We start from the raw sequence: 12,207 nt of genomic DNA, 5'->3' as shown, positions 1-12,207 counted from the left end.
GAAACACATGCAATGGGAAGTCGTGATCGGGCTGGAGATTCATACCCAGCTCACCACCCGGTCGAAAATCTTTTCCGGTAGCTCCACCACGTTCGGTTCCGAGCCGAACACCCAGGCCAGCCTGGTTGACCTCGGCATGCCCGGCGTATTGCCGGTGCTGAACCAGGAAGCAGTGCGCATGGCGGTGATGTTCGGCCTGGCCATCGATGCCGAAATCGGCCAGCACAACGTGTTCGCCCGTAAAAACTATTTCTACCCGGACCTGCCGAAGGGCTACCAGATCAGCCAGATGGAATTGCCGATCGTCGGCAAGGGCCACCTGGACATCGCCATGGAAGACGGCACGATCAAACGTGTCGGCGTCACCCGTGCGCACCTGGAAGAAGACGCCGGTAAAAGCCTGCACGAAGAGTTCAACGGCGCCACCGGCATCGACCTGAACCGTGCCGGCACGCCGCTGCTGGAAATCGTTTCCGAGCCGGACATGCGCAGCGCCAAGGAAGCAGTTGCCTACGTCAAGACCATCCACGCGCTGGTACGTTACCTGGGCATCTGCGACGGTAACATGGCCGAAGGCTCGCTGCGTTGCGACTGCAACGTGTCGATCCGTCCGAAAGGCCAGGTTGAATTCGGCACCCGCTGCGAGATTAAGAACGTCAACTCGTTCCGCTTCATCGAAAAGGCGATCAACAGCGAAGTGCAACGTCAGATCGAACTGATCGAAGACGGCGGCAAAGTGATCCAGCAAACCCGCCTGTACGATCCGAACAAGGACGAAACCCGTCCGATGCGCAGCAAAGAGGAAGCCAACGACTACCGTTACTTCCCCGATCCGGACCTGCTGCCGGTGGTCATCGAGAACTCGTTCCTCGACGAAGTCCGCGCCACCCTGCCGGAATTGCCACCGCAGAAACGCGAGCGCTTCCAGGCGCAGTTCGGCCTGTCGGTATACGACGCCAGCGTCCTGGCCACCAGCCGCGAGCAAGCCGATTACTTCGAGAAAGTCGTGAGCATCGGCGGCGACGCCAAGCTGGCGGCCAACTGGGTCATGGTTGAACTGGGCAGCCTGTTGAACAAGCAGGGCCTGGACATCGACCAGTCGCCAGTCTCGGCCGAGCAACTGGGCGGCATGCTGCTGCGCATCAAGGACAACACCATCTCCGGCAAAATCGCCAAGGTGGTGTTTGAAGCGATGGCCAACGGCGAAGGCAGCGCAGACGAGATCATCGACAAGCGCGGCCTCAAGCAAGTGACCGACAGCGGCGCGATCTCCGCAGTGCTGGACGAAATGCTTGCGGCCAACGCCGAGCAGGTCGAGCAATACCGCGCGGCAGACGAAGCCAAACGCGGCAAGATGTTCGGCTTCTTCGTCGGCCAGGCCATGAAAGCTTCCAAAGGCAAGGCCAACCCGCAACAGGTCAACGAACTGCTGAAAAGCAAGCTCGAAGGCTGATGCGAATGGAGCCAGCCTTCAAATCTGGCTCCACTCCCTGTGGGAGCCAGCCTGCTGGCGATAGCGGTCTGACATTCAACATATCCGTGTCTGACATTCCGCAATCGCCAGCAGGCTGGCTCCCACATTTGTTTTCGGGAAACCTTTGAATGAAGCGTCTGCTCACTGCCTGCGCCCTGCTCACTTTACTGGCCGGTTGCGCCAGCAACGACATCATCGATCCACATGGCTACGACAAGACCGGCATGGCTTCGTATTACGGCGCCAAACACCAAGGTAAACGCACCGCCAGTGGCGAGCGTTTCAACAAGAATTCCCTGACCGCCGCCCATCGCCAGTTGCCGTTCGGCACGCGGGTGAAGGTCACCAATCTGAATAACGACAGGTCCTGCGTGGTGCGTATCAACGACCGCGGGCCGCATACCCGTGGACGCCTGATTGATCTTTCACACGAGGCCGCCGAACAACTGGGTATGCTCCGAAGCGGCACCGCGAAGGTTCGCGTGCAAGCCCTCGACGATTAACAGACGGAGCCCCGACCATTTTCGGACTTGCCGATTTACCCCTGATCAGCGTGATTGAATTGCTCGGCGGCCTGCTGTTGCTGATCGCCGGCGCCGAGCTGATGGTCCGTGGCGCCGTCCGGCTTGCCGCGCGCTTGCAGGTGCGGCCGCTGATCATCGGCCTGACCATCGTCGCCCTGGGCAGCAGCGCGCCGCAAATGGCGGTCAGCCTGCAAGCCACCCTGGCGCAAAACGCCGACATCGCCGTCGGCAGCGTGATCGGCAGCAGCATCTTCAACATCCTCGTCACCCTCGGGCTTTCGGCGCTGATTATTCCGCTGCGGGTGTCGCGACAATTGGTGCGCCTGGACATCCCGCTGATGATCGGTGCCAGCCTGCTGGTGTTTCTATTGGCATGGAATGAAGAGCTGAACCGTGTCGACGGCATGATTCTGCTGGGCGCCCTGGCGCTATATCTGGGCTTGCTGCTGCGCCAGTCGCGGCATTCGACCCGTCCGCCCTCCCATGACGGAACACCCCGGGCACCGTGGTTCAGCAGCGTGCTGATGATCGTCGCCGGACTGGCGATGCTGGTCTACGCCGGGCACTTGTTGCTGGGCGCCGCGGTGGCGGTCGCAACCGATCTGGGGCTGTCGGAGCGGGTCATCGGTCTGACCATCGTCGCCATCAGCACGTCCCTGCCGGAACTGGCCACCTCATTGATCGCCGCGTTGCGCGGTCAACGGGACATTGCCGTGGGCAACGTGATCGGCAGCAACCTGTTCAACCTGTTGGGCGTGCTCGGCCTGACTGCGCTGGTCGCACCTTCGCCGCTGTCGGTCTCGCCCAATGCACTGGATTTCGACTTGCCAGTGATGCTTGGTGTCGCGGTGCTGTGTCTGCCGCTGTTCTACACCGGCTACCGGGTGACCCGCGCCGAAGGCCTGCTGTTTCTGGGTTTGTATCTCGCTTACGGCCTGCACGTGGTGTCGTTCACCACCGGCATGCCCCTGGCCGGCAAGCTTGAACACCTGATGCTATTTTTCGTCCTGCCGGCGCTGGTGGCGTACCTGCTGTTCACGTCGCTGCGCGCCTGGCGTCGCCAACACCACAAGAGGGAAATGCCGTGACCGACAATAAAAAGCCTGGCGTTGAAGTCCGCCGCCAAGTGATGGGCGATGCCTTCGTCGACCGCGCGCTGGGCAATGCCACCGAGTTCACCCAGCCGCTGCAGGATTTCGTCAATGAACATGCGTGGGGCGGCGTGTGGAATCGCGAAGGCCTGCCGCTGAAAACCCGCAGCCTGATCACCCTCGCGGCGCTGACGGCGTTGAAGTGTCCACAGGAGTTGAAAGGCCACGTGCGCGGTGCGTTGAACAATGGCTGCACCGTGGATGAGATCCGCGAAGCGCTGCTGCATTGCGCGGTGTATGCCGGCGTGCCGGCGGCGATCGATGCGTTTCGCGCGGCACAGGAAGTGATTGATACCTACCAAAAGCCGGAGTAAAAGCCAGAATTTTTTGGTGTTAGATAAATAGCTATCGCGAGCAGGCTCGCTCCCACAGGGGAATGCATTCCAAATGTGGGAGCGAGCCTGCTCGCGATGAGGCCCGATAAGTCACCGTAAATTCTGAAGCTAGATCCAGTCCCCCCACTGCAACAAAAAAATCCCGATATTGGTGGTGACAGCCGCCATCAACGTGGTGATGACGATGATCGCCGCCGCCAGTTCATGATTGCCATCGGCCTGACGGGCCATGACAAAACTGGCCGCCGCCGTCGGGCTGCCGAAGTACAGAAACAGAATCCCCAACTCTGCCCCGCGAAAGCCCCAAAGCCACGCGCCGAGGGTTGCCAGCACCGGCAGGCCGATCATCTTCACCAGGCTTGAACTCAGCGCCATCGAGCCGCTCTTGCGCATCGCCGCCAGCGACAACGTGCCACCGATGCAAATCAGCGCCAATGGCAACGTGGTCTGCGCCAGGTACTGACCGGAGGTTTCCAGCCATCCCGGCAGGCTGATCTTGTAATAAGCAAAGGGGGCTGCCGCAAACACGCTGATGATCAGCGGGTTGACCATCACGCTTTTGCAGATGCTCCACGGATCGGATTTGATCACCGGGCTATACACCGCCAGCACGATGGTCGAGAGCGTGTTGTAAAACAGGATCACCAGCGCCGCGAGGATGGCCCCGAGGGAGATCCCGTAATCGCCGTACATGCTCGCCGCCAGCGCGAGGCCGATGACGCCGTTGTTGCCGCGAAAGGCGCCTTGGGTGTAAATCCCCCGGTCTTCACGCGGGCACTTCCAGATCGCCCAGCCCCAGGCGATGGCGAAGCACGCCAGGGTGGCGAGCGAGAAATAGATCAGCAGCGCCGGTTGCAGCGCGGCGTGCAGGTCGGCATGCAGGATGCCCAGAAACAGCAACGCCGGCATGGTGACGTTGAACACCAGGGCCGACGCGGTGTGGATGAAATTGTCGTTGATCCAGTCGATGCGCTTGAGCACCACCCCCAGAAACAGCATGGCAAACACCGGCGCGGTGATGTTCAGGGTTTCGAGGAAGATAGCCAGCATGCCGGGGGGGGAACCTTGAGGGTGGGCGTCGTTAGGTGGCTAATGATAAGCCACTGAGAACTTCGGCGCCTGTTAGATCGCCATCGCCAGCAGGCTGGCTCCCACAGGGGGGCTTCTGTGTGGCACAAACTGCGTGAACACCGAAGATCCCTGTGGGAGCCAGCCTGCTGGCGATGAACGAAAACGCGGTATCAGGTAATCGGCGCCGGGTTGAACAAGGTGATGTCGTTATGCAGCTTATGCTGCTCTGCCCACGTCTGCTTCTTGCCGCTGGCCACGTCCAGGTAGTAGTGGAACAACTCCCAGCCAAGGTCTTCAATCGAAGCCCGCCCGGTGGCAATCCGCCCGGCATCGATGTCGATCAGGTCCGGCCAGCGCTGCGCCAGTTCCGTCCGGGTCGACACTTTCACTACGGGCGCCATCGCCAAACCATACGGCGTGCCGCGCCCGGTGGTGAACACGTGCAGGTTCATCCCCGCCGCCAACTGCAACGTCCCGCAGACAAAATCACTGGCCGGGGTTGCGCAGAAAATCAGCCCTTTGCGCTTGAAGCGCTCACCAGGGCCAAGCACCCCGTTGATCGCGCTGCTGCCGGATTTGACGATCGACCCGAGGGACTTCTCGACAATGTTCGACAACCCGCCCTTCTTGTTGCCCGGAGTGGTGTTGGCGCTGCGGTCCGCTTCGCCCTTGGCCAGGTAGCGGTCGTACCAATCCATTTCCCGCACCAGTTCCTGAGCAACTTCCTCAGTCTCCGCGCGGGAGGTCAGCAGATAAATCGCATCACGCACTTCGGTAACTTCGGAAAACATCACCGTCGCGCCAGCCCGCAATAACAGGTCCGAGGCATAGCCCAGCGCCGGGTTGGCGGTGATGCCGGAAAACGCATCGCTGCCGCCGCACTGCATGCCGAGAATCAGCTCGGACGCCGGCACGGTTTCCCGGCGACGCTGGTCGAGCTTCTTCAAACGGGTCTCGGCCAGCGCCATGATCTGCTCGATCATCTCGGTGAAACCGTGACTCGAATCCTGCAAGCGGTACAACCACGGATCGCTCAAATCCACCGAACTGTCGTTCTCGTGCATCACCTGTCCGGCCTGCAATTTCTCGCAGCCCAGACTGATGACCAAGGCTTCGCCACCCAGGTTCGGGTTGCGCGCCAGATTACGCACAGTGCGGATCGGGATGTACGCATCGGTGGCGGTAATCGCCACGCCACAGCCGTAGCTGTGGGTCAACGCCACCACGTCATCGACGTTCGGGTAAAGCGGCAGCAACTCGTCCTTGATGCGCTTGACCGCATGGTCCAGCACGCCGGTGACGCACTGAACGGTCGTGGTAATCCCCAGAATGTTGCGCGTGCCGACGGTGCCGTCGGCGTTGCGATATCCCTCGAACGTGAAGCCTTCCAGCGGTGCCTGCGCCGCCGGCACTTCGGTAGACAGCGGCAAGCTGTCCAGCGGTGGCGCGGTGGGCATGCGCAGTTGATCTTCCTTGACCCAGCTGCCGCGCGGAATCGGCTGCAACGCGTAGCCAATGGTCTGGCCGTAACGAATCACCTGGCCGCCCTCGGGAATGTCTTCGAGGGTGACTTTATGGCTCTGCGGCACGAAGTCCACCGTCACCAAGCCATCGGGAAACTCGGTGCCGGCCGGGACGCCCTGGTCATTGACCACGATCACGACGTTGTCCCGCTCGTGCAAGCGGATGTAGCGCGGCGAGTCGGAATGTTCAATCAACTGCATGACGCCGCTCCTCAGGAATGCGCTTGAGACAATTTGTTGTTGGTTTCAGGGCCGCTGACGGGCGGCTCTTTAAGCACCACACGCTTGATCGGACCAACGATCACCAGGTAGCTGAACACCGCGACCAGTGCGTTGCAACCGACAAACACCAGCGCCCATTTGAACGAACCGGTGGAGCTGATGATGTAGCCGATCACGATTGGAGTGGTGATCGAAGCGATGTTGCCGAAGGTGTTGAACAAGCCACCGCTGAGACCGGCGATCTGTTTTGGCGAGGTGTCGGACACCACGGCCCAACCCAACGCACCCACGCCTTTGCCGAAGAATGCGAGGGCCATGAAGCCGACGACCATCCATTCAACATCGACATAGTTGCACGCCACAATGCTGCTGGAGACCAGCAAGCCCGCGATGATCGGCGCCTTGCGAGCGAAGGTCAGGGAATGGCCTTTGCGCAGCAGGTAATCGGAAATCACCCCGCCGAGCACCCCGCCGATGAAGCCGCAGATCGCGGGTAACGAGGCAATGAAACCGGCCTTGAGGATGGTCATGCCGCGTTCTTGTACGAGGTACACCGGGAACCAGGTGAGGAAGAAGTAAGTGATGCCGTTGATGCAGTACTGGCCCAGATACACGCCGAGCATCATGCGGTTGGTCAGCAACTGGCGGATGTAGTCCCACTTCGGACCGTCAGCCTTGGTGCCTTTGCCTTTGTCCTGGTCCATGTCGACCATGCCGCCGTTGTCGGCGATGTGCTTGAACTCGGCGTCGTTGATCATCGGGTGCTGGCGCGGGCTGTAAATCACTTTCAGCCAGATCCCCGAGAAAATGATGCCGATCACGCCCATGACGATGAACACGTGCTGCCAGCCGAAGCTGTAGACGATCCAGCCCATCAGCGGTGCAAACAACACGGTGGCGAAGTATTGCGCCGAGTTGAAGATCGCCGAGGCCGTACCGCGTTCAGCTGTCGGGAACCAGGCCGCGACAATGCGTGCGTTGCCGGGGAAGGATGGCGCTTCGGCCAGGCCCACCAGGAAGCGCAGCATGAACAGCGCAACCACCGCCGTGGACATGCCGAACTCACCGACATAACCCTGCAGCACAGTGAACAGCGACCAGGTGAAGATGCTCAGTGCGTAGATTTTTTTCGAGCCAAAACGGTCCAGCAGCCAGCCACCGGGAATTTGCCCGGCCACGTAGGCCCAACCGAATGCAGAGAAGATGTAACCGAGGGTGACCGCGTCAATGCCGAGGTCTTTTTGCAGGCTGGAGCCCGCGATGGCGATAGTGGCCCGGTCGGCGTAGTTGATCGTGGTCACCAGGAAAAGCATGAGCAGAATCAAATAGCGGACGTGAGTCGGCTTGGTCGCTTGCATGTAGATGTACTCCCACTGATTATTTTTATGCGGGTAATAACGATGTTGTTTTTGTGGGAGCTGGCCTGCCAGCGATGCGGACACCTCGGTGTGTCAGTCACACCGCGGTGATGCCATCGCTGGCAGGCCAGCTCCCACAGGTATTGCGGTGTATCAGGAGCCGATGTAGGAGGTTTTCACCACGGTGTAGAACTCTTGCGCATAGCGACCTTGCTCACGTGATCCATAGGATGAACCTTTACGCCCTCCGAATGGAACGTGGTAATCCACGCCCGCCGTCGGCAGGTTGACCATCACCATCCCGGCCTGGGAGTGGCGCTTGAAGTGGTTGGCGTACTTCAGCGACGTGGTGGCGATGCCCGCCGACAGACCGAATTCCGTGTCGTTGGCCATGGCCAGCGCGGCGTCGTAATCGGCGACGCGAACGATGTTGGCCACCGGGCCGAAAATCTCTTCGCGGCTGATGCGCATCGCGGCTTCGCTGTCGGCAAACAGGGTGGGCGCGAGGTAGTAGCCTTCGGTGTCGCAAGTCACCAAGCCGCCGCCGCTGACCAGACGCGCACCTTCGGACTGGCCGATGTCGATGTACTTCAAATCCTGTTCAAGCTGGGCTTGCGAAACGACCGGACCGATGTCGGTGCCGGTTTTCAACGCGTGACCGACCTTGATCGACTTCATGCGCTCGGCCATGGCTTCGACGAACTTGTCGTGGATGCCGGCGGTGACGATGAAGCGGCTCGACGCCGTGCAACGCTGACCGGTGGAGTAGAACGCGCTCTGTACCGACAGCTCGACCGCTTGTTTAAGGTCGGCGTCGTCGAGAATGATCTGCGGGTTCTTGCCACCCATTTCCAGCTGAACCTTGGCCTGACGCGAGACGCAGCTGACCGCGATTTGACGACCGACACCGACCGAACCGGTGAAGCTGATGCCGTCGACTTTCGGGCTCTGCACCAGCGCATCACCCACCACACGACCGCTGCCCATCACCAGGTTGAACACACCGGCCGGGAAGCCCGCGCGGGAGATGATTTCGGCCAATGCCCAAGCGCAACCCGGCACCAGATCGGCCGGTTTCAGCACGACGCAGTTGCCATAGGCCAGGGCCGGGGCGATTTTCCACGAAGGGATCGCGATCGGGAAGTTCCACGGTGTGATCAGGCCAATTACGCCTAATGCTTCGCGAGTGACTTCGACGTTCACACCCGGTCGCACCGACGGCAGGTAGTCGCCGGACAGGCGCAGGCATTCACCGGCGAAAAATTTGAAAATGTTGCCGGCGCGGGTCACTTCGCCGATGGCTTCGGGCAGGGTCTTGCCCTCTTCCCGAGCGAGCAAGGTGCCGAGTTCTTCGCGACGGGCGAGGATTTCGGTACCGACTTTATCCAGCGAATCGTGGCGAGCCTGAATGCCCGAAGTGGACCAGGCCGGGAACGCGGCGCGCGCGGCGTCGATGGCGGCGTGGACTTGAGCGAGGTCAGCCTTGGCGTAGTCGCCGATGGTATCGGTCAGTTCGGACGGGTTGATGTTGGCGCAGTAATCACTGCCCGCGACCCATTCACCGTTGATGTAGTTATCGAAACGCTTTGTATCTGCCACGGGGGAGATCTCCTCACGCAAAAAGCCGCTGATTACTCAGCGGCCTTATTAATCGGGTGTGTTATTGCGCACCTTGCTTGTCGATCAGCGCGGCCAGAGCTTCGTACTCTTCTGGCAGCAGATCGGTCAGCGGCGCACGCACAGGACCTGCGTCATAGCCGGCAATTTTTGCCCCGGCCTTGACGATGCTCACCGCGTAACCGGCTTTGCGATTACGGATGTCCAGGTACGGCAGGAAGAAGTCGTCGATGATCTTGCCGACGGTGGCGTGATCTTCGCGGGCAATGGCGTGGTAGAAATCCATCGCGGTTTTCGGGATGAAGTTGAACACCGCCGAGGAGTAGACCGGTACGCCCAGCGCCTTATAAGCCGCGGCGTAGACTTCGGCGGTCGGTAAGCCGCCCAGGTAGCTGAAACGATCGCCGAGGCGGCGACGGATCGACACCATCAACTCGATATCGCCCAGACCATCCTTGTAGCCGATCAGGTTCGGGCAGCGCTCGGCCAGGCGTTCCAGCAACGGAGCGGTCAGGCGGCAGACGTTGCGGTTGTAAACCACCACACCGATTTTCACCGATTTGCACACGGCTTCAACGTGGGCGGCAACGCCGTCCTGGCTGGCTTCGGTCAGGTAGTGCGGCAGCAGCAACAGGCCTTTGGCACCCAGACGCTCGGCTTCCTGTGCGTATTCGATGGCTTGACGGGTCGAACCGCCCACGCCGGCCAGGATCGGCACGCTGGTTTCGCAGGTGTCGACGGCGGTCTTGATGATTTCCGAATATTCGCTGGCCGCCAGAGAGAAGAACTCACCGGTGCCGCCCGCGGCGAACAATGCCGTGGCGCCGTATGGGGCCAGCCATTCGAGACGCTTGATGTAGCCAGCGCGATGGAAATCGCCTTGGGCATTGAAATCGGTGACCGGGAAAGACAGCAGGCCAGAAGAGAGGATGGACTTCAGTTCTTGTGGATTCATTATTCGAACACCCTGGGTAGCGACGTTTGTGTGAGAAAAGCATTCAGCCTTTGGCCGAGTTGTAGGTCATCGTACAACTTAAATAATAACCGTCAACTGCATTTCATCGGTGTCCCCGGAATTTGTGTCGGAAAGGGGTTTTCTTGACGTAGGAAAATTCTCTTCTATGCTCCAAATAACTGTATGCACATACAGTTACTTTTGAATCATACCGACGACATATCAAGGAGCCAGAAATGTCAGGTCTACACACTCAACCGCAGGAAAAACCCGAACAGATCATCGCGAACCTGGATGATCTTTTTACCGAAGACGGTATTGCCATCACCCCCAACAGTTCGTTGATGCTGCAGCTCAGCGAACATCACGACGCCCCTCCAACAATCAAAGCTGCGCCCGTCAAAGCCTTGAAAGGCAAGCCGCAGCTGAAGTTCGAGGGCGGCGAGCACACCGCCATCGGTGACAGCACGCTGCTGCGTTTCACCAAGGACGCGCCCGCAGTCCCGGCCTCTCAGGTACAGCTGCATTTACCGAATGGGCTGGCGCTGACCTATGGCCAGATCGTCGCGCTGGGCGGGGATTTTTATGGCATTCCCGATCAACCGGTCAGCGAAGGCGCCAGCGCTGCCGATCGCATCCAGCGGTTTACCGATGCCTTCAACTCGCTGGCCGTGCTGCCTGCGTCCAATGCCGAGGCGAAACTGATCCTCGGCGTCATGCAGAAGGAAATCGCCGCCGTTAAACAGGCGATCAAGGACGGCAAACAGCCTCATGAGGCGTATGACTCTCTTGGAGATACGTTGTCCGAAGAGTGGAACAAAATCACCGGCGGCGGCAGTTTCGTCTCGGCGCTGTTTCCATTGGGACGCTATCTGAAACTGGCCGCCAACAATGCCGATCACTTTGCCGAGTGGGCGCTGCTGGCGTACATCGCCGGGCATGCCGCAGCGCTGCAACAAGCAGTGAAGGCTCACGTGAGCGGCGATGAAAAGCAGCTCGAACTGGCCTACGCGATGAACGCATTTGCCGATCATTACCTGACCGACCTGTTTTCCGCCGGCCATTTGCGCGTGCCGCGTAAACAACTGGCAGCGGTGGTGACGCCGAGTGACCTGGGCTCGCTGATTACCCGCTTCATGCACGACGAAGACAGCAAGTTCGGCCTCAATGTGCGTAACGGCAACGGCGAACAATGGCGCGCGTATGGCGACAAACGCTACTTCGACGCCATCGACAGCGCCAATCGCGTCCAGGTGAATCAGGCCGTACAAGCATCGGCGAACGAAGTGTTTACGACGTATCTCTATGGCAGCGTTCCACCGGCCAGTGACTACGGAGCCTTGAAAAAGTCGCCGGATCTGCAAGCCGTGCTGAACCCGGCGAACAACTTTTCACCGTTGTTCCAGGTTGAAGGCAGCAAAGTGCTGCGGCGCAAGGACGTCAACAACCTGAACGACACCGCCACCGTCGATGACTGGTGGGGCTGGAGCACGTACTTGCTGCTCAAGGACTACAAACCCACTGGCAACGTGGCCTGATAAGGAGATCGATGATGACTATCAAACTGAAACTGGAACTGGCGTCGGGGCAATCGCTGAAGGGGGCGCCGCTGGAGTTGTTGTCCAAGGGCGTGGTGATTGCGCGGGCGATTGTGGATGAACGTGGGGATGTGACGTTTGATGCCAAGCCCGAGGTGGCTGAATTGGCTGTGCGGGTGGATCGTTCGATTCTGCGCTCAGGCTGACAATTAAGAACTAAAGCTGCGGGCCAAATCGCTAGCAGGCTAGCTTCCACATTAAATCGAGGGTGAACATCCATAATGGGTTCACTTGAGATCTCCTGTGGGAGCTAGCTGTGATCTCTCTGTAGGTTGTTCACTCGGGGCTTTTCCGGGAAATTGGAGGTGCGAACCAAACCAAGTACCTGGAGGCCCCGAGTGAACACTCATAAAAATGCCCGATTAACCGTTTCTGGTCG

Annotated in this window: 11 protein-coding genes; 6 read left to right on the top strand and 5 right to left on the bottom strand. The window is 59.8% G+C overall.

The annotated features are described in order from the left end of the window. Positions 1-7: 7 nt before the first annotated feature. From gatB to ACRC4F_RS11620, 4 genes are all read left to right on the top strand, one after another. The gene (gene gatB / locus ACRC4F_RS11635) at positions 8-1,453 is read left to right on the top strand and encodes an Asp-tRNA(Asn)/Glu-tRNA(Gln) amidotransferase subunit GatB (protein WP_438659455.1); all 1,446 of its coding nucleotides are present in this window, start codon (positions 8-10) and stop codon (positions 1,451-1,453) included. A gap of 149 nt (positions 1,454-1,602) precedes the next feature. Then, on the top strand, positions 1,603-1,977 hold the full coding sequence (locus ACRC4F_RS11630; RefSeq protein ID WP_438659454.1) for a septal ring lytic transglycosylase RlpA family protein: 375 nt from the start codon (positions 1,603-1,605) through the stop codon (positions 1,975-1,977). Positions 1,978-2,027: 50 nt separating this feature from the next. Continuing rightward, positions 2,028-3,086: a calcium/sodium antiporter gene (locus tag ACRC4F_RS11625; RefSeq protein ID WP_438659453.1), complete on the top strand. Its 1,059-nt coding sequence runs from the start codon at positions 2,028-2,030 to the stop codon at positions 3,084-3,086. A 41-nt stretch (positions 3,087-3,127) separates the two neighbouring features. Beyond that, positions 3,128-3,463, top strand: coding sequence for a carboxymuconolactone decarboxylase family protein (locus tag ACRC4F_RS11620; protein WP_376739141.1), 336 nt, complete (start codon positions 3,128-3,130; stop codon positions 3,461-3,463). Between the two features lie 129 nt (positions 3,464-3,592). On the opposite strand, the gene ACRC4F_RS11615 is transcribed toward ACRC4F_RS11620, so the two are convergent. The 5 genes from ACRC4F_RS11615 to kdgD all read right to left on the bottom strand — a co-directional run bounded on the left by ACRC4F_RS11615 (position 3,593) and on the right by kdgD (position 10,230). Then, positions 3,593-4,534, bottom strand: coding sequence for an AEC family transporter (locus ACRC4F_RS11615; RefSeq protein ID WP_438659452.1), 942 nt, complete (start codon positions 4,532-4,534; stop codon positions 3,593-3,595). A 191-nt stretch (positions 4,535-4,725) separates the two neighbouring features. After that, on the bottom strand, positions 4,726-6,279 hold the full coding sequence (garD, locus tag ACRC4F_RS11610) for a galactarate dehydratase (protein WP_438659451.1): 1,554 nt from the start codon (positions 6,277-6,279) through the stop codon (positions 4,726-4,728). A gap of 11 nt (positions 6,280-6,290) precedes the next feature. Then, a complete protein-coding gene (locus ACRC4F_RS11605) occupies positions 6,291-7,658 on the bottom strand; it encodes an MFS transporter (RefSeq protein WP_438659450.1) in 1,368 nt (455 codons plus the stop codon). Between the two features lie 153 nt (positions 7,659-7,811). Then, the gene (locus ACRC4F_RS11600; RefSeq protein ID WP_438659449.1) at positions 7,812-9,257 is read right to left on the bottom strand and encodes an aldehyde dehydrogenase family protein; all 1,446 of its coding nucleotides are present in this window, start codon (positions 9,255-9,257) and stop codon (positions 7,812-7,814) included. 61 nt (positions 9,258-9,318) lie between these two features. Next, on the bottom strand, positions 9,319-10,230 hold the full coding sequence (gene kdgD, locus ACRC4F_RS11595; protein WP_046052865.1) for a 5-dehydro-4-deoxyglucarate dehydratase: 912 nt from the start codon (positions 10,228-10,230) through the stop codon (positions 9,319-9,321). Positions 10,231-10,466: 236 nt separating this feature from the next. Here kdgD and ACRC4F_RS11590 point away from each other — a divergent pair, with 236 nt between their 5' ends. Together ACRC4F_RS11590 and ACRC4F_RS11585 are read left to right on the top strand one after the other, a co-directional pair. Next, the gene (locus ACRC4F_RS11590) at positions 10,467-11,768 is read left to right on the top strand and encodes a phospholipase (RefSeq protein ID WP_438659448.1); all 1,302 of its coding nucleotides are present in this window, start codon (positions 10,467-10,469) and stop codon (positions 11,766-11,768) included. Positions 11,769-11,782: 14 nt separating this feature from the next. Next, positions 11,783-11,974, top strand: a complete 192-nt coding sequence (locus ACRC4F_RS11585; RefSeq protein ID WP_438659447.1) for a hypothetical protein — start codon at positions 11,783-11,785, stop codon at positions 11,972-11,974. The last annotated feature ends 233 nt before the right edge of the window (positions 11,975-12,207 follow it).

Source organism: Pseudomonas sp. (assembly GCF_051660785.1).
Taxonomy (GTDB): domain Bacteria; phylum Pseudomonadota; class Gammaproteobacteria; order Pseudomonadales; family Pseudomonadaceae; genus Aquipseudomonas.
This window is presented reverse-complemented; position numbering and strand designations above follow the sequence as displayed.